Source organism: Vibrio hibernica (assembly GCF_015223435.1).
GTDB lineage: Bacteria > Pseudomonadota > Gammaproteobacteria > Enterobacterales > Vibrionaceae > Vibrio > Vibrio hibernica.
The window spans coordinates 108,051-133,080 of sequence record NZ_VHKO01000003.1 but is presented as its reverse complement, the minus strand read 5'-3'; the positions used below and the strand labels follow the sequence as shown (position 1 = coordinate 133,080).

Here is a 25,030-nt window from a genome sequence, read left to right as displayed (position 1 = left end):
TTGTTGCTTATGAATAAAATGCACGTCAACCAAGCCACTTTATTAGAAACCGATAACCAAACTACCTTGCTAGAGACAATGGAGAATGCAGGATTACAACCTGAGTTCCAGTGTCGAGATGGACATTGTGGTGCCTGTAAATGTGAGTTGGTATCTGGTGAAGTAGAATACGTTGGCTTTGCATTAGCTTTTACACATCCGAAAGAAATTTTGCCTTGTATATGTAAAGCTAAAACAGATCTAGTGTTAGAAAAAGTTCGCTATCAAAGCATAAAACAACGAGCGTAACCGTTAACCTCATAAGTTAAAATATAAAAACGCTCAGCAATTAAGTTGCTGAGCGTTTTTTGATCAATTATAAAGACGAGTATAAAAGGTTATTAAAAATCGTAGCTAATACTGACCGTCGTATAAATTTCATCATTACTCTTATCTGAAGCCACATCAGTGTTATAGATATATTTAGCATCAAATACTAATGCCACATCCCCGACCAATTTATTACTTAAATTAGCCCCTAATGTATAAGTTGTGTTGGATTTACCATAATCAACTTCAGCATCTCCACCTACCGATAAGCTATCTGTCACTTCGGTATCTGCATTAATGAAGGCATTCGCAATGATATCTTCCGTAACTTGATTTGGTGCATCAACATCATCTGGCTGACGTTTGTTGTAACGATAACCAGGGCCACCGCCCACATTAACTTGTGTGGTTTCACTATCAATTAATGCTTTTTCAATACCAGCGGTGACCGAATACACTTCACGATAAGTCTCAAATTGATCATGCTCATATTTATTATCAATAAACGTTTTATAGCTCTTGGCGATTTGATAAGACAACTTATACCCAAGAGAATACTTATTAGTACCGTCATCCTCTGAATCAGAAGATTTTGTATAGTAAGTATCGCCTTTAAATTCATTTGTCCATTTAGCTTTTTCATACTTCAATTTAGCCGCTGAATTCAAAGACGTTGAGCTGGTTGAAGCATTAGAATATATAAGACCAAGCTTCATACCACCACTGAACTTCCCTTCATCAGGATCAGAGGTTTTATCGGCTGCATAAGCGGTCGTTGTCGCAAGCAATATTGATATAGGCGCAAGTATTGTTAATTTCATGTCAAAATCTCATTATTATACCTATGTAAACCGTATTAAAAACCTCACTTACATTTGTCATAGTAATGACATGTTATCCAAGCACTCACTTCAACCGAGTAAATACCCACCACAAAAAGCTTACAATAAATAAGGTCATTTATATTCTGTTAATATTTACTCCAGTATTTATAACTCCACCAATCCGACACGTTCACATTGAGCAAACTCACCAAATACCACTTCATGTTTTGCATGACGACGCAACATGTCAAATAACATGGTACTGAGCAAGACCTGTTGAGACTTTAATGGATACTTACGCTTAAAGACCACTTGTTGAGCAAAACAATTCTGACAAGTCACCAGTACCAATGCATAACTGCCATCTTTCAATTTAAAGCTAGCTAAACTCACATCAGCTTGAGTATCTATGCGGTATTCTGTTGCGATGATCACACCATCTTCTAGATCTGACAGTGGCTCAACTTGATTATCGATAATGCTTTGCTGAAAGTACTGCTGTGCTTTTTCCGACTGATATAAGGTTCTCGCCAACTCTCCACCGGTTGCTTGCTCCATTAATGAAAGCTGCCATTGATTATCACTCAACGCCTCTCCTACCACTTCAATTAAAGGCTGATTAATACCGACAACATAAGCAGATAACGTTTCATTGATCTGAAACATTATGGATTCAATTTGTTCATGATCACGCGGGCTAAACACTTTAACCTCAATAAAAGGCATATAAGAGCGGTAACCTAAACTGAACCCTTTTGGAAGCTGAATGGATTGCAGTAAGTCCGCAATTCCAGATTCACCTAAACCAAAAGTGTAAATTTTATGACACACTTGTTGCTCAACTTCAGGATAAAGCTTATGCAATAAAGGTAAGATTTCTTCCTTAACCATTCGCTTGAATTCAAACGGTACACCTGGTGTAAACATGATCAATGCATCATTTAATCGCATACTGAAACCACAAGCGGTACCAACTGGATTATCAATCACTTCGGCGCCTTTCGGTAACATGGCTTGTTTTAAATTACTCTGTGCCATCGGTCGATTAGACTGAGAGAAGTACGCTTCCATTTTCTCTACCCAAGCTTGATTCAACTCAAGATAAACACCTGCTGCATCAGCCATCGCTTGTGCACTCATGTCATCACTGGTCGGCCCTAACCCTCCGTTAACAATAATGACATCACTACGTAAGCTTAATGTTGTAATTTCATTCACTAAAGAATCCAGTTGATCACCCACGGTAGCTCGGTAGCTTAATCCTAATCCATGCTGGAAAAACTGCTCACCAAGCCAAGATGCATTGGTATCAACAATATCGCCATGTAACACTTCTTCACCTGTACTGAGCATCGAAATTTTCATGTCTCGTCCTTTTTATCTATAACGATTAACGCTTTAGAAAGTTTTAATTCTTTAAATAATGACATACCAAGTTCATGAACACAGCCTAAATATATAAAAATAATTAAGATAATATTTTAGTGAGATACTCTTTATCTTTAGGCAGATAACGGAAAATTACCTAAACTAATAATAAGCTTCACTTTAGATTCAACTTGATGGAGAAAAATGATGACGAAAATTTTCATTATTAATTTTGCAGGACAAGCCTCTCCTGCCATGATAAATCAGTTAGCCAAAACAACCCATGACTATGAGGGTAAATGGCTCATCACAAAAATCAGTTACCTTGATAAACAAGTGTCGGGTCTGATTAAAATAAGCATGCCAAATGAGCATGTTGAAATAGTGAAACAAGCCTTTCGAGATCAACCAAATCTCAGTGTTTATTTCGCAGATTCAAGCATCAATAAACAAGATGAAAATGAAAATATCTATAACCTTCGTATTGATGCCGATGACCGTAACGGAATACTGAAAGACATCTCTAACACTCTTGAAGCGGAACATGGACACATACTCGACATTGAAAGTAATCGAGTATTTTTAGTCGATAATCTTGGCGTTAGTTCCAGCATGTTTAGTTCACATTTAACAATTAAGCTGCCAACTGAAACTAATATACATGATGTAATTTCAGAACTTGAAACCATAGGACTCAAAACGTGGTTATCCAAACCGGATGAAAAATAAAAATCGTAACGATCATACCTAGATCGCCCATAAAATAACATTTATGTAACATATTATTTATTCTATGCTTGGTGACCAGTAAGTACTTGTGGCATTCTAGTTGAAAATAATAAGGAGATATTTATGTTAGGGACGATCACACGCCTGTTTCCAGTATGGGCGATACTCATTTCAATTATTGCTTATGTACAACCAGAACTCTTTCAACCATTAAAATCTTACATTGTGCCATTACTCGTCACAATTATGCTCGCGATGGGACTCACATTAAAACCATCCGACTTCATCAATGTCGTCAAACACAAAACTGCCGTGGTGGTTGGTATCATTTTACAATTTACTATCATGCCATTAGTGGCGATTCTAATTAGTCATTTACTAGATTTCAGCCCTGAATTAACCATTGGTATGGTGCTTGTGGGCAGTGTGGCAGGTGGTACGTCTTCCAATGTTATGTGTTACTTAGCCAAAGGAAACGTGGCACTTTCTATTTCAATGACCGCCATTTCAACATTACTGGGCGTATTTATGACGCCATTTTTATCCGAAATGTTAGCAGGCCAAACGGTTAATGTACCCGCCAGCGCTATGCTTTTAAGTCTAGTTAAAATTGTATTAATTCCTGTCGGCGCAGGCATTTTAATTAATCAATTTATTCATAGTTTTACCAAAAAATTAGAGCCTATTCTTCCGTTAATTTCAATGATCGCCATTGTTATGATTATCGGTATCGTCATTGCACTCAATGCTTCACAATTTGCCACTATTGGGCCAATCATTGCGGTTGCTGTTATCCTACACAATGGATTTGGATTACTGGCTGGCTATTGGATTTGTCGCTTACTCGGATTTGATGAAACTATCTGCCGAACGATTTCATTTGAAGTGGGATTGCAAAATTCCGGCCTAGCAACCGCATTAGCAATGAAGTTCTTCACTCCTGCTGCAGCTATGCCTGGTACGCTGTTCTCATTATGGCATAACATTTCAGGTTCAATCCTTGCCGGAATTTGGGCAAAGAAAGCACCAAGTGAAGAACAAAATATCAGCGACAACACCGAGAAAGCAGCTAATTAAAAGAGTCAACTAATCCCAAGCGCTGAACGGTCAAACTCAAGGTCACCATTATCTAGTACTGTAATGGTGACCTTATTTTTTTCTATGCCCGACTCATCTGTATTTGTACAACCACTAAAGATAAACCAATCATATTTATACACAAGTGAGTAGCGATTATCGGCAAGGTAGTGCACTTCTAATATCTCAATCCCCTTCTCATTTAACGCTCGATGATCAATATGATCCATATTCGGAATTAAGCTATGTTCAAACTGGGCTTTATTTTCGACCAGAAATACTCTCAGCTTTTCCGCTAACACATCACCTTGTTGAACATCTTTATTATCATTAACAAATTGCATATATATCCTTTTTTGGGGTTTATACATTTCCAATTAGAAACGGTTATCTCAGCGGAAATATCATAGATTATAGTATGAAAGCAAGTCACAATAACTACAGGTATTGCAAAATGAGTTGTGGGTAGCTAGCGCGATCTGTAAACTTGCACTCGCTAGAAATCCTGATTTTGAGTGCGCACTAAATGTGAACCTTTGATTATGCTGCCACAAAATCGATATTGAATTTAATGGAGATAAATAATGAACAGCATATTCCCGTACTTTGCTGGGGCTTTTAAGCTTATTGTATTAGGTATTGGAGCCTACTTCGCTATTAAATGGCACTTTGATGAAGATAGAAGAGTAAAGGAAGCAGAAGGCGTGGTATTTGAGAAACCAAGCCTCATGAAAAAGTGGGCAATGATACTCCTCCTCCCAATCCTTTTTGTCCTTCTGGTCCTTCTAATTATTTATGCTACTAACTGGTTTCTCGACTAACGGGCTTTATTTGCTGTCTCAATTTTTAAGCTCTAAATTAGTTTGAGGCAAAACTGAGTCAGCCATGAACTACTGACTCGAGGCTTGAAAAACGTGTGATGAACACGAAAGTATAAGGTTACTAAGCTTAAATAATGAGATTTCCGCCTTAAGAAAACAATCCCGAAGATAAATAGCGATCCCCTCGATCACAAACAATAGCAACGACAACGGAACCAGGATTGTTTTTAGCTATCTCAATAGCAGCAAAAACAGCCCCTCCAGAACTTACTCCTGCACTAATGCCTTCTTTTTGAGCCAGTGCGCGGGTCGTATTTTCCGCAGATTCTTGATCAATATCCATGATTTTATCAATGGTTGAATCATCATAAATACCCGGTAGGTACTCTTTAGGCCAGCGGCGAATACCCGGAATTGAACTGCCTTCTGAAGGTTGTAGCCCAACAATACAAATATCTGGATTTTGAGATTTAAGATAACGAGATACACCAACGATGGTTCCAGTCGTGCCCATGCTTGATACAAAATGAGTGATTTTCCCTAAACTTTGTTGCCAGATTTCAGGGCCGGTAGAATGAAAGTGTGCATCAGGATTATCTGCATTATTAAACTGATCAAGTACAATCCCTTTACCTTCACTTTGCATTTGTAATGCTAAATCTCGCGCACCTTCCATTCCTTGCTCTTTGGTCACTAAAATTAGTTTTGCACCGTAGCCTTGCATTGAATCTTTGCGTTCTTGAGTGGCGTTATCCGGCATAATCAAAATCATCTTATAGCCTTTTATCGCAGCCGCCATCGCCAATGCAATTCCCGTGTTTCCACTAGTGGCTTCAATCAGCGTATCGCCCGGTTTAATCGTCCCTCGGGTTTCCCCCTGAATAATCATATTAAGCGCTGGGCGATCTTTAACGGAGCCTGCAGGGTTATTACCCTCAAGCTTAACGAGTACGGTACTTTGGCTACCTGTTGCAAGCCGTTGCAACCTGACTAAAGGTGTTTGACCGACATAATGTTCAATAGTTGGAAATTCAGACACTTACATTCCTCTATATTGGTATAGATATTTATATCATTTATTATGTGTTCCTCACCAACAGTAATACAAGACTAATTAAGCATAAGTATATAATGTATTGTTTGTTAATATTCTAAATAGTTCTATTTATAATCTTTGTTATCATTAAGTTATACACATACTCTAATCGAAATGGATACGATCTACGTAACAGAATTAGGAGTATGAATATAATGAAACGAATAAAGTCAGTATTGGCAGTCTTGTTAATTGCAAGCTCATTTAATGCATCCGCAGCAGACCAAACTATCCTGAACTCTTCTTACGATATTGCTCGTGAGCTGTTCGCAACCTATAACCCGATTTTTGCAAATCATTGGGAAGAAAAAACCGGTAAGACAATTGAGATTAAACAGTCTCATAGTGGTTCTTCTGCTCAAGCTCGTGCAATTCTTCAAGGTTTGCCTGCCGACGTTGTAACGTTCAATCAAATTACCGACGTTCAGGTATTACACGATAAAGGCAAATTAATCCCAGCAGATTGGCAAAACAAACTACCCAATGCAAGCTCTCCATATTATTCAACAGCCGCATTTTTGGTTCGCAAGGGTAACCCAAAAAACATTCATGATTGGGGGGATTTAGCTCGTGAAGGCGTTGCTTCTGTTTTCCCTAATCCAAAAACATCAGGTAATGCTCGTTATACTTATCTCGCAGCCCTTGGTTACGCACAAAAAGCATTCGGTAAAGACAATGAAGCGAAACAAAACAAATTTCTAAAGCAAATGCTCGCTAATGTAGCGGTCTTTGATACCGGTGGCCGTGGTGCAACAACGTCATTTGTTGAGCGTAAGATCGGTGATGTTCTGATCACATTTGAATCGGAAGTAAACAACATCCGTAAACAGTATGGCGAAGATGGCTATGAAGTAGTGGTACCTAAAACGTCTATCCTCGCTGAATTCCCTGTTGCAGTGGTTGAGCGTAATGCAAAACGTAACGGTACAACAGAAGTAGCAACTGAGTATCTTTCTTACCTATACAGTGAAGAAGCTCAACGTATGTTGGCGGGCTTTAACTACCGTATCCATAATGAAAAAGTAAAAGCTGAGTTTGCTGACCGCTTCCCGCAAGTAGAACTACTCACCGTTGAAGAAATCGTTGGTGGTTGGGATAACGCAATGAAAACACAATTTGCGAATGGCGCTAAGCTAGACCAATTGCAACGTCGTTAATCAGCTTTGCCTAAGATGTTGTTACCACTTATTGTTAGGTGGTAATAACTCATTTTTGACTAATTATCTGAGGGTTTATGAGCGGATCTCACGCAGTTTCTCGCCCAAAACATCAACGTGTTCTTCCAGGTTTTGCCATCAGCTTGGGGGTTTCTCTGCTATTTATCAGTTTGATCCTTTTACTGCCGGCAACAGGACTCGTAATGCAAACCAAGGGGATGTTACTTAGCGAGTATTGGTACGTCATTTCTGACCCTCGCCTTGTCGCAAGTTATAAAGTCACCCTTGGTTCGGCTTTTGTGGCTTCTTTATTTAATGGCGCTTTCGGACTGCTACTGGCTTGGGTTTTGGTTCGATACCAATTTCCCGGTAAGCGCATTTTAGATGCCTTGGTTGATTTACCATTTGCGTTACCAACTGCAGTGGCTGGGATTACGTTAGCTACGCTTTATTCGAGTACTGGTTGGCTTGGAAGTCTATTAGAAAGTATCGGTATCAAAGTCGCTTACACACCATTAGGTATTATCGTTGCCATGGCATTTACCAGTATTCCTTTTGTTGTTCGAACCGTTCAACCGGTATTAGAAGAAATATCTCAAGAGGAAGAAGAAGCCGGTATGACGTTGGGCGCATCTGACTGGGCGGTATTCTGGAGAGTCATTATGCCTTCATTACGTCCCGCCCTATTAGTTGGAGTCGCCCTATCATTTACCCGTAGTTTAGGCGAATTTGGCGCTGTTATTTTTATTGCCGGAAACATGCCTTATGTGAGTGAAATAACATCGTTAATGATATTTGTTCGCTTACAGGAGTTTGATTTTCCGGCAGCAAGCGCAATTGCTTCAGTTGTTCTTTTAACGTCATTGTCTTTATTACTAATTATTAATCTATGGCAAGGCGCTTATTTACGCCGAATTCACGGTAAGTAAGGGATATGATGTCGAAACCTTCACGTATTGGTGAGCAACCTTTAGTTAAGTGGTGCTTAATTTCATTAGTCTTGTTTTTTGTTGCGATTCTTTTGATTATTCCGCTACTAAGTATTTTTCAGCAAGCTTTTGCAAGTGGACTCTCCACTTATTTTAATAACCTGAGCGAGCCCGACACCCTTCATGCTATTGGGCTAACGCTTATAGTAGCATTACTGACAGTACCGATTAATTTAGTTTTCGGTGTAATGCTTGCCTGGTCTGTAACACGATTTGAGTTTATTGGACGCAAATTTCTGGTCACTTTAATTGATATACCTTTTGCCGTATCACCTGTGGTGGCTGGCCTTTTGTATCTGCTGTTGTATGGAAGCAATGGCTGGATAGGAGAATGGTTATTTGAGCATGATTTACAAATTATGTTTGCTTGGCCGGGCATTGTTTTAGTGACGGTGTTTGTAACTTGCCCATTTGTTGCGAGAGAATTGCTCCCTCTCATGCAGCAGCAAGGCCGTTCTGATGAAGAGGCGGCTGTTATTCTTGGCGCTTCATGGTGGCAACTGTTTCGTCGCGTAACACTGCCAAATATAAAATGGGCTTTAATTTACGGCGTAATTTTGACTAATGCTCGAGCGGTGGGTGAATTTGGCGCCGTTGCTGTTGTCTCTGGAAACATCCGAGGTGAAACTAATACATTACCGTTACATGTCCAGTTATTGTATGAGGATTACCAATCTGAAGCGGCATTTGCCAGTGCATCTCTATTAGCGTTTATCGCTTTATTAACCTTGATTTTGAAAGCTTTTGTTGAATGGCGACAAGAACGAAATCATATAAATGAACAAGCCCAACAAGGTGAGCTATGAGTATCCGTTTAAATAATATTTCTAAGCAGTTTGGTAAATTTCAAGCGCTTTCACCTCTCTCTTTAGATATTAATAATGGTGAGATGATTGGTCTTTTAGGCCCCTCAGGTTCAGGTAAAACAACGCTATTACGCATTATTGCTGGATTAGAGAATGCCAATACCGGATCGATTCACTTCGGTGACCACGATGTGACTAATGTTCATGTGCGCGATCGTCGTGTGGGGTTTGTATTTCAAAACTATGCCTTATTCCGTCACATGACCATTGCGGATAATATCGCTTTTGGTTTGGAAGTGATGGAACGTTCATTGAGGCCTAATCCTGCTGAAATTAGTAAACGTGTTAAGCAATTATTAGAGATCGTGCAACTTGGTCATCTCGCGGGGCGATATCCAGAACAGCTCTCTGGTGGTCAGAAGCAACGTATCGCTTTAGCTCGTGCTTTAGCAACCAAACCAGAAGTCTTATTACTCGATGAACCATTTGGTGCTCTGGATGCGAAAGTACGTAAAGATCTACGCCGTTGGCTGCGTAATCTGCATGATGAATTAGGTTTTACCAGTGTATTTGTGACTCACGATCAAGATGAAGCATTAGAGCTTTCTGATCGTGTGGTTGTGATGAGTCACGGAAAAATAGAGCAAGTGGATTCTCCAGTTGAGCTCTACGCACACCCTAATAGTCGTTTTGTATTTGATTTTTTTGGTAATGTGAATCAATTTAAAGCGAATTGGAATAATAAACATTGGCAAAACGGTAACGCCTTTATTCTTCCTCCTATATCTGAAACAACTCAAAAAAATGGTTATCTCTATATCCGTAGCCATGAACTGAGTTTGTCGAAGAAAGCAAACAGCCAAGCCTCACTGCCTTGTAAAGTGGTTACAATTAACCCTGTGGGGGCAGAAGTTCGAGTTGAGCTATCACCTATTGGTTGGGATACAACCGAATTATGGGAGGCAAAATTGACTCATCAAGCGTTGAATGAGCAATCATTTAGCCGTGGTGATGAAGTTTATGCCACGCCTCAAGTTGGGTACTTTTTTGCCGACGGTGCGAAGGAAGAACCTATCATTTTGCGTTGGCCATTCCTTACTCCAGGTAACTTGATGTTTGATATATAGACATAAGAAAAGTCATCTGGATTTGTAACAATATAGAAGTAGACTTAATCTGTAAGGTAAAATCCGTAACCTGAATGATTAATAAGCCTATACAACAATAGCCGCGATGACTTAGCTACATGGGCCATTTTAAGTTACATTACTATTTTTCAGTTACATTGCGATCTTTAAAATAAATCTGTCATTGCTTGTTTATCTCATTTCTCCGGCGACCCACTTTTGTTCCAATTAATGAGGAAGCAATAACCGCAGCAGTGAAAGATCGCCATGTGTCGTAGTATTTAACAGATTAGATATTGAAATGATTATTTTCTTTTATTCAGCTCGACCAATGTTTCATTCCACGCAGCATTACCGTCTCGCTTAGTGACATCATATTCCGAGCAAAACTGAGATATAGTCATATTGTTATCACCAGTCGCCAATTTCAACGCTAGTTGAACTTGCTGAAGCTTGCTTTGAAGGCGCAAAACTTGACCTGCATTAGGGTTCTTTTCTTTCGCATATTTTAAGGCCGCATGTTTGCGATCTGCCGCGCCCGCTCTGCGATCTGCCTCACCGAGTAAATATCTCAGTTGAGCGACACTTTTACCCTTTTTAAACGCAGGTTCAATCAGTTCAACACATTCATCAAATGACGGGTTAACAACATACTGATCAATTTTACAAGCTTGTTGACGCATCCACTTTAGCGCGAGTTCTTCATCTGACATAATAAAAATCTTTACAAAAAATAGCCGTATATGGTATCGCTCAATAGCAAACTGTTGCAATAAGAAATTGAATAACTTGATGTCTTTTTAGTTGATGATTATACATTGCTGAGAAAAGCATATTCATGTAGGGGGAATTGGGCATTAAAAATGACAGTGAATCAGACGACTGCACTGCCAATTTTGGATAAGACTAAAACTGTAAACATTGAGGTTTAATAATTAACTTACCGACCATTGTGATAGAGAACGCTTGAAATCATCATAACCAAATTCGTTCAGTTTTTGGATCTCACCATTAGAGCGCTTACAATACACACTTGGCATTTTCAATCCATTAAACCAATTCAGCTTCACCATGGTATAACCTGCGCTATCAAGAATATGCAATCGTTGACCAATCGTTAAAGGCTTATCAAATTTCGCCACGCAAAACTGATCCCCAGCAAGACAAGAACAAGAACCGATTACATATTCAAACTCACCATTTTCAGTGGCTTCGCCGATCGTGGCAGGTTCATTGTATATCAAGGTATCAAGCCGATGCGCTTCAGTGGCAGAGTCCACAATCGCTGTTTTCATGCCGTTTTCAACCACATCAACCACCGTCACCACTAAATCAGCGGTTTTGGTAATGATGGCTTCGCCCGGCTCTAAATAGAGTTGAACAGCATGTTTCTCACCAAAGTGCTTTAAGGCTTGTGCGAGTTTTTCAACCTCATAACCCGGCCAAGTAAAGAACACCCCACCGCCTAAACTTACCCAATCAAGTTTATCCAGATAAGCACCAAAACGTTGTGAAATGCTGTCTAGTAAAGAGATAAAGTCGTCGGCAGATTTATTCTCACAATTCATGTGAAACATCACGCCATCGAGAGAATCAAATAGATCCGCATTTAATTGAGCTTCTTGAACCCCTAAACGTGAAAACTGACGCGCAGGATCAGCCAAGTCTTGCCCTGCACGACTAACACCCGGATTCAAACGGATACCAATTGATGCTTTACCTTCCACTAAATGACGATGAGCTTGCAGCTGACTTAATGAGTTAAAGATCATCTTGTCACAAATGCCCACCACCGCTTTTACATCTTCTTCACTGTAGCCGACACTGTACGCGTGATTTTCTTTACCAGAATCAGCGCCACCGAAAGTTTCATACCCAAGCATCACTTCATAAGGACCGCTGCTTGTAGTGCCATCAAGATAAGGTTTGATAATGTCAAACACGCCCCAAGTAGAAAAACACTTGAGCGCTAAAACCAATTTAACACCACTTAATTCTTTTAGTTTTTTAGTGATCTCAAGGTTATGAATAAGCTTGTCTTCGTCGATCATAAAATATGGCGTTGGGAGATTGTTTTGCATGGAAAGTTCTCAATCAATAAGGGAATGATAAACAAACAGCCATGAGATAGTCACATGGCTGTTTTTTCAATAGATAATTCAATAAAGCTTATTTTAAGATATTAATCTTCGGTTGACCCGGTTCTAATTCTTGAACATGCCAATCAAGACCAATTTTTGGCATTGTCTCTAAGAACATATCAGGATCAAGTTGTTCCATGTTGAACACGCCCGATTGATTCCAACTACCATTAAAGTATTGCAATGCCGCCGTGATAGCAGGAACACCTGTAGTATAAGCAATCGCTTGATGCTCAACATCTTCATAAGCGACTTCATGGTCAGCATTGTTATAAATAAACACGCTGCGTGCTTTGCCACCTTTCGTCCCTTGAACCCAAGTACCAATACAAGTTTTCCCTGTATAGCCCGGAGCCAAAGAGGTTGGATCTGGCAATAACGCTTTCAAGACTTTTAATGGCTCAACCACAGTGCCATCGTGCAAGGTAATAGGATTTGGGCTTAGCAAGCCAATATCTTTCATGCAGTTGAAGTAGTTTAAGTAAGTGTCGCCAAAACCCATCCAGAACTCAATACGCTTAGCAGGGATAAACTCTTGCATCGAACGTACTTCATCATGCGCCATTGAGTACACTTTAAATTCGCCACAATTTGGAAAATCAAACTCAAGCATACGCGTATGACAAGGAACTTGCTTCCAGCTACCACTTTCCCAATAGAAAGAATCACCTTGGATTTCAAGCATGTTGGTTTCAGGATCAAAGTTGGTGGCAAATTTCTTACCATGATCACCAGCATTCACATCCATCACATCAATAGTGTCAATTTCATCGAATAAATGTTTAACGGCGTAAGCGGCAAATACGCTCACTACACCTGGATCAAAGCCAGCACCTAAAATCCCAGTAATACCCGCTTCGGCAAACTTTTCACGAAATGCCCATTGAGGATCATACGCTTCAGGCACTTGTTGCCCTTCGCTGCATAAATCAACGGCAACAGACGTATCTAAATAAGAAACCTTAGCTTGGTAACACGCTTCCATAATGGTCACGTTAACCCAAGGAGGGCCAGCATTAATCACTAAATCGGGCTTAACGTCATTAATTAATGCCACTAAAGATGCCACATCATCTGCATCTACAAATCGAGCTTCTAATTTCTTTAATGAGTCTTTAAGGTTATTTTTACCTTTAATTGAGTCAATAATTTTTTCGCACTTAGATAACGTCCGAGATGCAAGAGTAATATCCCCTAACACATCATTATTTTGAGCCGCTTTATGCGCAACAACCCAACCAACACCACCTGCACCAATTTGTAAAATAGACATCTTTAGTTCACCTTCCTTCTTACACTTTTAATCATGCTCACATACGTTATGTTGACTTATGTAAGCTGTAAATTTTGTTTCAACAAAGGCAACAACCGCGCCTACCTTGAGCACCACCAGCAGCAATACTTAAAATAGACATCTTTAGTTCACCTTCCTTCTTAATTTCCTACTATGTTCAACGATAAGCGATGATTGCTTATATGAACGTAATTTTATTTCTTATTTATTACTTGTTAATGTTTGTGCTAACTGGTTGATGTCATGTAATAACGATTCAAAACCAGATAACTTTAAGCATGGATTTAAAATTGTGAATTTTAATGCCGCTTTGCCATCAACCGTCGTTTCGCCTAGCACTGCAATTCCGCGAACTAAGGCTTCAATGCGAATTTGACGATTTAAATCATTCAATGCTTCTTCGCTTAAATTCGCATTACTGTAACGCATTAACACAGTCGATAACGCTGGCGGTGCAAGTAACTCAAACGCCGCATCATTAGAGACCATCTGAGCAACCTGCTGAGTTTGTTCAATCAAATGATCAACCATTTCGCCCAACGCTTGCGTTCCCACACTTTGCATGGTCATAAAGACTTTTAAAGCATCAAAACGGCGCGTGGTTGCCATTGATTTATCCACCAGATTCGGCAACTCATCGGTTTCTCGATTAAGGTAATCAGCATGATGAAGCAGATACTTAAAGTTCGCTTTATCATTCACGAGTACCGCGCCACAGCTAATTGGTTGATAGAATAATTTATGGAAATCGACACTTATCGACGACGCCCTTTCAATACCAGCCAAACGGTCTTTATGTTGACTTAAAATCAATGCGCCACCGTAAGCACCATCAACATGCAACCATAAAGAATGCATTTGTGCTAAATCGGCAATCGCATTCAAATCATCAATCGCGCCATGGTCAGTTGTGCCCGCCGTACCAACCACAGCAAACGGAATTAATCCCTGCGCTTTCAATTCAATCAATGTCTCGGCAAGAGAGTCAATATGAATGGTTCCATCGGTGTTGGTATCGACACACACAACCCCTGCTTCACCTAATCCCATCAAAGAAGCCGTTTTTTGCACGGTAAAGTGGGACTTATTGGAACACACGATTCTCAGCTTATCGGCATAATCCGGTAAACCTAATTTTTGAATAGAATGTTGACTCAATTTATCGGCAATCCAATCACGAGCGAGTAATAAGCCCATTTGATTACTTTGCGTACCACCACTGGTGAATACACCATCGGCTTGGGAGCTCATACCATATTTGGCGCACAACCAATCCACGACACGCTGTTCAACATAAGTTGCGGCAGAAGCTTGATCCCATGAATCCATCGATTGATTCAGTGATGCAATCATAATTTCAGATGCAATAGCCGGTACAAGTGGTGGCGTATGCAAATGAGCAATGCAATTTGGATGTTGAACAAAAATAGAATTTTTAGCGACTAAGTTAGTATTGTTATGAATGACTTGTTGTAAATTATCGTTGCTTGAGTCCAAATTTACGGCTTCAATTTGTGCTTTTAGCAATTGCGGATCAATGCCTGAATAAGGTTTATCCACTGCTTCGAAAACCGCTTTCATCGCTTGAGTGGCTTGATTCATCGCATGCTCAAAGCTATTTGCACCATTTTCACCGGTTTGGATAAAGTGCTTATGCCACTCTTGGTGATTAGTTTCTTCTTGTGGAAGTTGAACTTTTTCTGGATCGATGCTACCACCAGCGGCAATGATCGCCTCTTTTAATGTTTTTAACGCAAAGTCAATTTGCTCAAAACTGATAATAATTGGTGGTAAAAAACGTAGAACGGAACCATCGCGTCCACCTTTTTCAAGCATCAAACCACGCTCTAATGCCGCGCGTTGGATCTTTAAAGTTAATTCAGAAGCAGGAATACGTTCGCCAAATTTATTCAACTCACCATTTGGATGAACAACCTCTGCACCTAACATTAGCCCTTTACCACGAACTTCTGCGATACAGCCGACTTCACGCTGGATTTTTTCAAGACCTTCACGCAAGTATTGACCGGCTGCTTTAGCATGCGCGACCAAATTATCACGTTGAATAATTTCTAATGCTTTTGCACCTGACACCATGGCAAGCTGATTACCACGGAAAGTACCGGTATGCTCGCCCGGATTCCAAGTATCAATTTTTTTATTGAACACAAGAATCGACATTGGCAATCCACCGCCGATCGCTTTTGATAGGCAAAGAATATCCGGCGAAATACCCGATTCTTCAAAAGCAAAATTATACCCTGTTTTACCAACGCCGCATTGAATTTCATCAAAAATCAATAAAATGCCATGTTCTTGAGTGATACGACGTAATTCACGTAACCAAAAAGCAGGGGCAGGAATAACACCGCCCTCACCTTGAACGGGTTCAACAATAATCGCAGCCGGTTTTTGAATGCCACTTTCATCATCATTGAGCATACGTTCAATATAACGAATACTTTGTTTCGCGCCTTCATCACCGCCGAGACCAAATGGGCAGCGTAAGCTATATGGGAAAGGCATAAAGTGAACATCAGACATCAAACCCGTGCGACGTGCTTTCGTCCCCAAGTTCCCCATCATTCCCATCGTGCCGTTTGTCATGCCATGATAAGCACCACGAAACGCCATCATAGTATTACGACCCGTTGTTTGCTTAGCCAGTTTAATGGCGGCTTCAACCGCATCTGCGCCAGAAGGACCACAGAATTGGATAACGGAATTATTCGCAAAATCGGCAGGTAGGAAAGATTTTACCTGCTTAATGAAATGATCTTTTGCTGGTGTCGTAATATCAAGGGTTTGATAAGGCAAGCCTGAGTCTAATTGCTCTTTCAGTGCCTGATTAATTTCAGGGTGGTTATAACCCAGCACTAACGTTCCTGCCCCAGCTAAACAATCTAAAAATAATTGCCCACGAGTATCCTCGACCAACACACCGTAAGCTCGCTTAATCGCAATAGGCAAACGGCGTGGGTAAGAACGAACAGCCGATTCGTGTTGCTCTTGATCGAGTAATACTTGATCTAAAGTAAGATCATACACACCATCAACATATGGAATATTAGTGGTGAATGGAACATGTGCGGTATTGAGCTCAAAATTAAAAGCGGTAGTCATCTCAGTAACTCTTCAATGTAATTGTATACTTTTCTTTCCAGTCAACTGGGGTAGAAAAAGCAACCAACCTAAATAACCTTATTCAAACTATAAATAAGGATTCGTTTAAAACACAAAAGGAAATCGAAAACAAACCTATATGGAAAAATAGCGTAAAGATACACGCTAAATTAAAGCCATCATAAGTATGCTAACGTTTTAAAGTCGTATTAAATCAAGGTTCGGTAAGGCTTGACGTGCGGCGATTAAGTGGCATGCAGCAATAGCATGAAAATCGCGTCGAATTGATAAGTGTCATCAACAAAATAATTTGGTTGATGATTTTATTTATGCTTATAAAGCTGATTTTAAAAATCGTGGCTAACGTGTTCAATGTTGGGCTTCCTATATAAATGCTACCTTTATCTCAGCATTTTTATCCCTTCTACTGATAAACGTTTATCAGTACCTACTCATACGTAATGGCACAATCAGCTTGAATGTCCTTACGCGTATCCCCCAAGGTACAACTTATATTCCTCAAGATTGCCGCAAAAATAACATAATTAATATTTTGTTAGCAATCTTATTTTAAGACTCAGATGCGTTTCTTTTATGTCTAATCGTCAGTTGAATTTTAATTCGTTGATATATAGCCGTCTTACTTCCTGTAATTAATGGTACATAGCTTGGATTTCAGAGGCATACGTTTGGTCAATATTTTTACGCCGTAATTTTAACGTTGGAGTGATTAAACCTTTCTCTATCGAAAATGCTTCTGACAACAACGTGAATCTTTTGATTTTCTCAAAACCTGCTAATTCTTGCTGTAATACTTTTAAGCGATTTTCAAAATGTTCAATCACATGATGATTGCGAAGCAGATCAATCGAGGATTCAAACTGTAAACCCCTATCTCTTGCCCAAGCTTCGAGCGATTCAAAAGCAGGTACAATCAAAGCCGTTACATAATTACGTTGGTCGGCAATCACTGCGATTTGTTCAATGAACGGACAACACCCAACTTTTCCTTCCACACGTTGAGGCGCAATGTATTTACCATTCGACGTTTTCATTAGCTCTTTAATACGATCGGTAATATATAAATTACCGTTAGCATCAAACTCACCGGCATCACCAGTTTTTAGCCAACCATCTTGAAACGCATTTTCTGTGTCTATTGGCCGGTTATAATAGCCTCGCATCACCGTATCGCCTCGTACTAATACTTCATTACCTTCTCCGATTTTAACGTCGGTTTCACTCAACATTTGACCATTTGACCCTGATACACGATTTACAATTGTATTGCATGTCACCGTAGCGGTTGTTTCCGTCATACCATAACCGCATAACACTGGTACGTTTATCGCATGAAAAAAGCTTGCAACTTCTTTATCTAATGCAGCTCCACCACAAGGCATAAACTTGAGACGACCACCAAGCACTTGCTGAAGCTTCGAAAAAACCAATTTAGTGGCGAGTGTTTGCTGAATACTTAACCACACATTCCCTTTTTCTCTATTCTGTAGAATTTCAAAATGCTTAGTACCAACCGATAACGCCCAAGCAAATATTTTTTGCTGCGTAGATGAGCCTTTAGACACTTTTGCCTGTACGGCGCTGTATACTTTTTCTAAAAATCGGGGCACCACACACATGGTATTTGGGCGAACTTGTGCAATCGCCTCTTTCACTTTATTCGTATCGGCGAGGTATACATTTTTACCTCCTCGGCATAACACATAGAAACTCCAAGCTCGCTCAAATACATGACTAAGCGGTAAAAATGCCAATGACACATCACCAGCAGAAAAGGCAAGTTTTTCATCATGCTGGCGCATCGTCGAAGCAATATTTTTATGATCGAGCATAACGCCTTTAGGATCGCCTGTGGTGCCAGAGGTATAAATCAAGGTTAATAAATCATCAAGGTGGGCATCGGCTAAACGTTGCTGCAATTGAGTTTCACATTCTTTCGTAACGAATGTTTCATCGCTAATTAAAGCATCAAAATGATGATGATATTCGGTATTCAGTAATGCTGCCTTTGGATCAAAAACCACAATATGAGAAATACTATTACTATGCACTTGTAGGTTACAGGCAACTTTATATTGCTCAGCAGTATCGACAAAAATAACCCCCACTTGGGCATCGTTAATAATATAACGAGCTTGTTCTGAAGTGCTGGTTGGATAGATAGGGACAACGACAGCACGCGCTTTCAAGCAAGCAATATCAGCACAAGTCCATTGAGGTTTGTTGTCCGATAAGATCGCACACTTATCTTGAATTCCCACCCCAAAATGAATTAAAACTTGCGCCATTTTAGTTGATATCGCATCGAATCGGCTCCACGAAACTTGATCCCAAGGCGCTGCTAATTCGAAGCCTTCAAGTGCAATTTTAGCTGGCTGCACTTGAACTTGTTTATAAAGCGAACGAACTGGGTGATATAGTTCTAATGACATGCTGTATTTACCTATTAACCAATCTTAATTGTGATGGTTTAGTTTATTTGAGCTTACAGGTGTTATTTTTTATTGGCATTTTACTCACCAACCTAACAAACGCTATAGATTTCTGCTTACACTTGTAAGTTTTTATGTCGCAACAACAAATACATTACCGATACCAATGAGTACACTGCTCTTCATCATGTTTTTAGTATTACTAATACCTCAATTTTTCATCGCTTTTACAGACAGTGTTAATTTGAAAATAGCCATTGGATCATCGCCATTTAGACTTGGGCAAAGTGCGGTTATCGTCACCACTTGATTTACTCTCAAGCCTGTATTCATCGTTTCAGCTAGCATTTGATCTATCAGTTTTCCGTCATTACATACAAACACGACATCCGCTTCAGGCCTTACTAAAAATTCCGCTTTCACGGCTTTAAACGCTAACGATATTTTTTGTCCCATCTGTTCTGATTTACTAATTGCTAAAAAACCACCCGCCGTATCTGCACCAACCGCTAATGCACCAAAATACATACTATTCAGGTGATTTTTAGTCGATTTCATTAATGGCATTTTAATCTCAACCGACTCTTGAGTGAGCTTAATGATCTCCGGTTTGCAGTACCCTATCATTGGAACCAATTGTTCACCGAAATACACCAAATGTTGATTTGCAGAAGTTAAAATATCCATGTTCATCCTCATATTACTAAACTGGTGGAATAATCATCACATCAGACCAGTTAACTTACTATTAACATTTAAGTCAATTAGCAATGTTCAAACTTGTTATAGAGATAAAAAAACCGACCATATAAATGGTCGGTTTGTGGTGAAAGGCAAATAAATTTAATATAAAAAAGCGGATTTAAATTAACCGCCAGCAAGTACCTGTAAACCGTCTTGATCGAGTAAAACCTCTTGAATTCTAGAATACTCTGCCAATTTTTGACAATACACTATACAGGGCTTATTCACTTGTTGAGCGGTTCTTACTGCTTGATTAATCAGTAAAACCACCGCTTCATTTTCAGGATTAAATAGCGAACCTAAGGTGGCATTATCTTGATCCGCACCGATAGTTAATTGAGTCAAGTTATTGGTATTCACCACCATGCCATCGAAATATTGCAGTAAACGATCCGCTAATAATACGGAAGCGGGCGCATCACAACAAAACCAGACTTTTAATCCATTCAAACCACGCGGCAGCCCCTGAACGGCAAGACGATCAATGATCGTAGCGGCATCACTTAATGCGCGAACAAATGGCACCACAATTTCAATATCTAACCCTTTCGCACGTAATTGTTTTACTACTTGGCATTCCAACTCAAACGAATGGGTATGCTCAAGAGAAGCAAAGCGAGCAACACCCCTAAGCCCAATCGCAGGGTTCACTTCTTGAGCCTCAATATGACCACCTAACAATGCAGCATATTGATGGCTATCCGCATCAGATAAACAAACTCTGATTTGTTGATGAGAAGGTTTTACCGCTGACTCAATCAAGCTCATTAAAGTTTGAATAAAATGCTCATCCACGTCGCTAGATGTCAGCTCTCGGCGATTTAATATTGATGACAATTCAATTTTTTCTTGTTCGGTTAACGCATCCAGATGCAAACCAATTTGAGGATGATAAGCAATATTTTCTAAAACCAAATCACTAAAAGAAACATATAAATGCTGCGCCTCTTCAATACAATGGCTTGATTTCGACGAAAGAACATCACCCAATAACAGGTGTTCTGGGATCTTTCCATGATTTGTGTGAGACATAACTACTCCGTTTAAATACATCTGATATACAAAGAAAATACTGACGAAACATCAACAAAACAAGCGAAAAAATCATTACACCCTGTTTAATCGAAAATATTTCAATAAATTCCGCCATTCTTATGGATAAAAATCAATCTGGCGTTTATTAGCTTGCCCATTTCCGTTATCTTTAGCGGGTGTACCTTTTAATCAATAAGACAGTCGAATGACACACGTAAAAACAGATGAATTAAGAACGCAAGCACTTGGCCCGATGCCTACTCCTCTAGAACTCACCCAAGCTCACCCACTTTCCGATAGCATTGCCGAACATATCGAATCTTCTCGCCGTCAAATTGAAGCGATTCTTTCGGGTAACGATCATCGTTTATTAGTAGTGGTTGGTCCATGTTCCGTCCATGATACCGATGCAGCATTAGATTACGCTCAACGTTTAAATGCTCTTCAAGAGCAATATAAAGATCAGCTTTTTATTGTAATGCGTACTTACTTTGAAAAACCTCGCACCATTATTGGCTGGAAAGGCTTAGTGTCAGATCCTAATCTTGATGGCAGCTATGCCTTAGAAGCGGGCTTACACAAAGCGCGCAAACTTCTGCTTGATATCAACACGCTTGGCCTGGCAACCGCCACTGAGTTTTTAGATATGATCACCGGTCAATATATTGCCGATTTAATTTCGTGGGGCGCTATTGGTGCTCGTACAACCGAATCTCAAATACACCGAGAAATGGCGTCTGCTCTTTCTTGCCCAGTTGGTTTCAAAAATGGCACCAATGGCAATGTTAAAATTGCTACTGACGCCATCCGCGCAGCGCAAGCCTCTCATTATTTTTGCTCTCCAGATAAAAATGGCCGCATGACGGTATACCGCACTGCCGGTAATCCATATGGACATACGATTTTACGTGGTGGCGATTCTGGTCCAAATTTTGATGTGGACTCTGTAACACAAGCTTGCCAACAATTAGCTGAGGTTGAATTAATACCTCGTCTTGTAGTAGATTTTAGTCATGCCAACTGCCAAAAAGAACACCGTAAACAACTCGATGTAGCAAAAAACATCTGCCAACAAATTGAAAGTGGCTCGACCTATATCGCTGGAATAATGGCGGAAAGCTTTATTGAAGAAGGCAATCAACCAATGAGCGATCTGGATAACTTGGTTTATGGTAAGTCTATTACTGACCCATGTTTAAGCTGGAACGATACGGTGACCATGCTAGATATGTTAGCGGCATCAATTCAGGCAGTAGCCACTAAAAATATAACCAATAAATAAAATAGAAAGGACTAACCTCATGCCTTCATTTGATATTATTTCTGAAGTAGACAGCGTTGAAGTACGTAATGCGGCTGAAAATGCTAACCGTGAACTTGATACTCGTTTTGACTTTCGTAATGTCGAAGCCAAATTCGAATTTAAAAACGACATAGTAAAACTTTCAGCTGAAAATGATTATCAACTCGGTCAAATGATGACCATGCTACGCGGCCAATTAGCCAAACGCGGTGTTGATGCTAACTCTGTTGATTTAAAGAAACCCGATCAAACAGGTAAAACATGGACACAAGAAGCGAGCTTTAAGCAAGGCATTGAGCAAGATATCGCGAAGAAAGTCGTTAAGTTAATTAAAGAAGCTAAATTAAAAGTTCAAGCCGCTATCCAAGGCGATAAAGTGCGAGTCACTGGCAAAAAACGTGATGATTTACAAGAAGCGATGGCTGCTATTCGTAATTCTGAGTTGGAACAACCTTTCCAGTTTAATAATTTTAAAGATTAACCGTCTTTAAGTGATAAACACAAAGCCAGCCTTAGTATTATTAAGGTTGGCTTTATTGTATTTAAATCATACCTTTATCATCAGGTGGCATATTTGCTACTCATACATTTATTCATTAAATTCTGAAAATCACAGTTGATTAATATTAACGACTTTTGTCCCTAAAACTTTACCACTGCTATCTCTCAAAATATCAATCTGTGTAGTACTTCCATTGGCTATTTGTAAACTGGAATGCCATTGCGGTTGTTTAAAATCGACACCAAGTATTCCTGCCAAAATCATCCGAATCACACCACCATGGCAAATTAGCAAACCATCGCCGCTTTGAGCATCAAGTAGCTGCTGCCAAGCTTGAGTTATGCGATCATAAAAAGCCGACAAAAGCTCACTATTCGGTAAAGGATACTCGGCTGGATCTGCCCAAAAACGCTCTAATTGTGTCCACTCTTGACTCAATTCATCAAAAAGGATCCCGTCAAAATCACCAAAATTCATCTCTTTAAATTGAGCATTAACTTGTATTGAAATTGGATAATGCCGAGCAATTTCGGTTGCCAAACTATGACAGCGATAAAGTGACGATGTCACAATGCAATCAGGCGTAAAATCTAACCCACTCAACCTTAATGCAATATTCTGATTATCTTCACCATTAACTTTAGCATCCGTATGACCATATAAAGCAGGATCGCCAATCACTTTTGCATGACGGATTAAATACAGTGTCTGGGTATGATATTTTTCTTCCACTACTTACCCTTTTAATTTTAACGGTAAACCCGCCGCCACGAACGTCACACTATCCACCGATTTCGCGATGGATTGATTCATCCACCCGGAATGATCGACAAATAAACGAGAGACTTCACCCAATGGCACAATGCCCATCCCTACTTCATTGGAAACCAAAATGATATGAGCTTGAGACTGCTCAATAGCTTTGACTAATTTATCAACGCATTGCGTGAGCGTTTTACCATTCGCATTCTCACCTAACTGAAAGATTTGGTTATTCAGCCACAAGGTTAAGCAGTCGATCAACACGACATCTGTTGGCGTAAATTGGGGTAGTTTTTCACAAAGTTGATAAGGTGATTCATGTAGAATCCATTCAGATCCTCGCCTTGCTTGATGGTGCTCAATCCGTTCCGTCATTTCATCATCCAACGATAAGGCGGTAGCAATATAATGCAAAGTGAAGCCGTTTTTTTGAACTAAAGATTGAGCTTGTTGTTCAGCAAAACTGGATTTACCTGAGCGCGCACCACCTAAAATCAACTGTTTCATATCATCCACCCTTTTAAGACATCAAGCAGTAAATAAAGAGTACGTTCTTGATGCTGAAAGACAGGACTCGCCCCAACAATAATGAGGTAAAAAATCAATTCCGATAACTGCTGTGCCGCACCGAGACAATCTCCAGTAAAACCATCCAAACGATCTAATAACCAATGCTTAAAACTAAAACGTAATAACATAAAGCTAATCAATAAAATCACGACCACACTTGGACTTAACCACAATAAAGGTAAGATTCCAGTGAGCAGAATAACACTAAGTTCAGCGGTGCTTTGTTGATTTGCTAATGGCTTACTTTTACTGCCATCACTTTGTGTCACATAAGGCATATCATAAATAAAACTGGCTGCCATACTGCGGCTGAAACCATAAGCAATAATCACGATCATGACTAATGAGTCGAGTTTTTCAACCTCGTTCAACAACACAAATTTTCCGAGTAACGCCATCATCAATGCTGATGCACCGTAAGTTCCGATTCGGCTATCTTTCATTATTGATAACCGGCGTTCAACGGTCATCCCTCCACCAATACCGTCAGCCATATCTGCCAAGCCATCCTCATGGAAAGCGCCAGTTAGCATTAAACTAAACACCATCATTAAAAATAAGCTCGTAGACACGGGCAGAACAAAATGAGCAAGGGTATAAACGAGTGCGCACATGCCTCCAAGTAATAAACCCACGAGTGGAAAATAACGTCCACTATGATTCATGCGAATATCACTATAAGGAGTGCTGACAGGAATAGGAAGGCGTGAGAAAAATCCAATTGCTAGCAACAATAATTGCCATTGATAGGTTAACCATTGAAACATCTAACACCCTTAATTAGCTGAGCCTGTGAAATG

24 protein-coding genes are annotated in these 25,030 nt (G+C 39.8%); 10 read left to right on the top strand and 14 right to left on the bottom strand.

Translation table 11 applies throughout. The annotated features are described in order from the left end of the window. The first annotated feature begins 9 nt into the window (after positions 1–9). Complete coding sequence (yfaE, locus tag FH976_RS02760; protein ID WP_194089387.1) at positions 10–288, top strand: class I ribonucleotide reductase maintenance protein YfaE; 279 nt, start codon at positions 10–12, stop codon at positions 286–288. A gap of 92 nt (positions 289–380) precedes the next feature. On the opposite strand, the gene FH976_RS02755 is transcribed toward yfaE, so the two are convergent. After that, positions 381–1,130, bottom strand: a complete 750-nt coding sequence (locus tag FH976_RS02755; protein ID WP_194089386.1) for a DUF481 domain-containing protein — start codon at positions 1,128–1,130, stop codon at positions 381–383. A gap of 168 nt (positions 1,131–1,298) precedes the next feature. Beyond that, positions 1,299–2,498 (bottom strand): CinA family nicotinamide mononucleotide deamidase-related protein, encoded by a 1,200-nt coding sequence (locus FH976_RS02750; RefSeq protein ID WP_194089385.1) that lies wholly within the window; start codon positions 2,496–2,498, stop codon positions 1,299–1,301. A gap of 207 nt (positions 2,499–2,705) precedes the next feature. Here FH976_RS02750 and FH976_RS02745 point away from each other — a divergent pair, with 207 nt between their 5' ends. After that, positions 2,706–3,230 (top strand): glycine cleavage system protein R, encoded by a 525-nt coding sequence (locus tag FH976_RS02745; protein ID WP_194089384.1) that lies wholly within the window; start codon positions 2,706–2,708, stop codon positions 3,228–3,230. 123 nt (positions 3,231–3,353) lie between these two features. Further along, positions 3,354–4,307, top strand: coding sequence for a bile acid:sodium symporter family protein (locus FH976_RS02740; RefSeq protein WP_194089383.1), 954 nt, complete (start codon positions 3,354–3,356; stop codon positions 4,305–4,307). A 5-nt stretch (positions 4,308–4,312) separates the two neighbouring features. Here the strand turns inward: FH976_RS02740 and FH976_RS02735 are convergent, their stop codons facing one another. Then, positions 4,313–4,651, bottom strand: coding sequence for a hypothetical protein (locus FH976_RS02735; RefSeq protein WP_194089382.1), 339 nt, complete (start codon positions 4,649–4,651; stop codon positions 4,313–4,315). Between the two features lie 240 nt (positions 4,652–4,891). On the opposite strand from FH976_RS02735, the gene FH976_RS02730 reads away from it, so the two are divergent. Further along, complete coding sequence (locus tag FH976_RS02730; RefSeq protein WP_194089381.1) at positions 4,892–5,128, top strand: hypothetical protein; 237 nt, start codon at positions 4,892–4,894, stop codon at positions 5,126–5,128. Positions 5,129–5,276: 148 nt separating this feature from the next. Here the strand turns inward: FH976_RS02730 and cysM are convergent, their stop codons facing one another. After that, on the bottom strand, positions 5,277–6,167 hold the full coding sequence (gene cysM / locus FH976_RS02725; RefSeq protein WP_194089380.1) for a cysteine synthase CysM: 891 nt from the start codon (positions 6,165–6,167) through the stop codon (positions 5,277–5,279). A gap of 212 nt (positions 6,168–6,379) precedes the next feature. Here cysM and cysP point away from each other — a divergent pair, with 212 nt between their 5' ends. The 4 genes from cysP (at position 6,380) to FH976_RS02705 (ending at position 10,303) form a co-directional block, all read left to right on the top strand. Next, positions 6,380–7,381, top strand: coding sequence for a thiosulfate ABC transporter substrate-binding protein CysP (cysP, locus tag FH976_RS02720; RefSeq protein WP_194089379.1), 1,002 nt, complete (start codon positions 6,380–6,382; stop codon positions 7,379–7,381). 77 nt (positions 7,382–7,458) lie between these two features. Next, positions 7,459–8,310, top strand: a complete 852-nt coding sequence (cysT, locus tag FH976_RS02715) for a sulfate/thiosulfate ABC transporter permease CysT (protein ID WP_194089378.1) — start codon at positions 7,459–7,461, stop codon at positions 8,308–8,310. Between the two features lie 5 nt (positions 8,311–8,315). After that, on the top strand, positions 8,316–9,176 hold the full coding sequence (gene cysW / locus FH976_RS02710; protein ID WP_194089377.1) for a sulfate ABC transporter permease subunit CysW: 861 nt from the start codon (positions 8,316–8,318) through the stop codon (positions 9,174–9,176). After that, on the top strand, positions 9,173–10,303 hold the full coding sequence (locus tag FH976_RS02705) for a sulfate/molybdate ABC transporter ATP-binding protein (RefSeq protein ID WP_194089376.1): 1,131 nt from the start codon (positions 9,173–9,175) through the stop codon (positions 10,301–10,303). The genes cysW and FH976_RS02705 overlap by 4 nt, the downstream gene beginning before the upstream one ends. 305 nt (positions 10,304–10,608) lie before the next feature. Here the strand turns inward: FH976_RS02705 and FH976_RS02700 are convergent, their stop codons facing one another. From FH976_RS02700 to FH976_RS02670, 7 genes are all read right to left on the bottom strand, one after another. Further along, on the bottom strand, positions 10,609–11,016 hold the full coding sequence (locus tag FH976_RS02700; protein ID WP_194089375.1) for a hypothetical protein: 408 nt from the start codon (positions 11,014–11,016) through the stop codon (positions 10,609–10,611). 222 nt (positions 11,017–11,238) lie between these two features. After that, the gene (nspC, locus tag FH976_RS02695; RefSeq protein ID WP_194089374.1) at positions 11,239–12,384 is read right to left on the bottom strand and encodes a carboxynorspermidine decarboxylase; all 1,146 of its coding nucleotides are present in this window, start codon (positions 12,382–12,384) and stop codon (positions 11,239–11,241) included. A gap of 88 nt (positions 12,385–12,472) precedes the next feature. Beyond that, complete coding sequence (locus tag FH976_RS02690; RefSeq protein ID WP_194089373.1) at positions 12,473–13,717, bottom strand: carboxynorspermidine synthase; 1,245 nt, start codon at positions 13,715–13,717, stop codon at positions 12,473–12,475. 222 nt (positions 13,718–13,939) lie between these two features. Continuing rightward, positions 13,940–16,861: a pyridoxal phosphate-dependent class III aminotransferase gene (locus tag FH976_RS02685; RefSeq protein ID WP_194089372.1), complete on the bottom strand. Its 2,922-nt coding sequence runs from the start codon at positions 16,859–16,861 to the stop codon at positions 13,940–13,942. Positions 16,862–17,514: 653 nt separating this feature from the next. After that, positions 17,515–19,314: an AMP-dependent synthetase/ligase gene (locus FH976_RS02680; RefSeq protein ID WP_194089371.1), complete on the bottom strand. Its 1,800-nt coding sequence runs from the start codon at positions 19,312–19,314 to the stop codon at positions 17,515–17,517. A 210-nt stretch (positions 19,315–19,524) separates the two neighbouring features. Continuing rightward, complete coding sequence (locus tag FH976_RS02675; protein WP_194089370.1) at positions 19,525–20,001, bottom strand: DUF4442 domain-containing protein; 477 nt, start codon at positions 19,999–20,001, stop codon at positions 19,525–19,527. A gap of 180 nt (positions 20,002–20,181) precedes the next feature. Continuing rightward, positions 20,182–21,090 (bottom strand): putative PEP-binding protein, encoded by a 909-nt coding sequence (locus FH976_RS02670; RefSeq protein WP_194089369.1) that lies wholly within the window; start codon positions 21,088–21,090, stop codon positions 20,182–20,184. A 208-nt stretch (positions 21,091–21,298) separates the two neighbouring features. On the opposite strand from FH976_RS02670, the gene FH976_RS02665 reads away from it, so the two are divergent. Next, positions 21,299–22,375, top strand: coding sequence for a 3-deoxy-7-phosphoheptulonate synthase (locus FH976_RS02665; RefSeq protein ID WP_194089368.1), 1,077 nt, complete (start codon positions 21,299–21,301; stop codon positions 22,373–22,375). Positions 22,376–22,394: 19 nt separating this feature from the next. Beyond that, entirely contained in the window at positions 22,395–22,877 is a 483-nt protein-coding gene (locus tag FH976_RS02660) for a YajQ family cyclic di-GMP-binding protein (protein WP_194089367.1), read from the top strand. Between the two features lie 129 nt (positions 22,878–23,006). Here the strand turns inward: FH976_RS02660 and FH976_RS02655 are convergent, their stop codons facing one another. Genes FH976_RS02655 through FH976_RS02645 form a run of 3 tightly spaced genes read right to left on the bottom strand, consistent with a single transcriptional unit; the run spans position 23,007 to position 24,997 of the window. Beyond that, positions 23,007–23,630: a histidine phosphatase family protein gene (locus tag FH976_RS02655; protein WP_194089366.1), complete on the bottom strand. Its 624-nt coding sequence runs from the start codon at positions 23,628–23,630 to the stop codon at positions 23,007–23,009. Positions 23,631–23,633: 3 nt separating this feature from the next. Beyond that, complete coding sequence (gene cobU / locus FH976_RS02650; RefSeq protein WP_194089365.1) at positions 23,634–24,167, bottom strand: bifunctional adenosylcobinamide kinase/adenosylcobinamide-phosphate guanylyltransferase; 534 nt, start codon at positions 24,165–24,167, stop codon at positions 23,634–23,636. Further along, positions 24,164–24,997, bottom strand: coding sequence for an adenosylcobinamide-GDP ribazoletransferase (locus FH976_RS02645; RefSeq protein ID WP_194089364.1), 834 nt, complete (start codon positions 24,995–24,997; stop codon positions 24,164–24,166). Before FH976_RS02645 ends, cobU begins: the two co-directional genes overlap by 4 nt. Between the last annotated feature and the right edge of the window lie 33 nt (positions 24,998–25,030).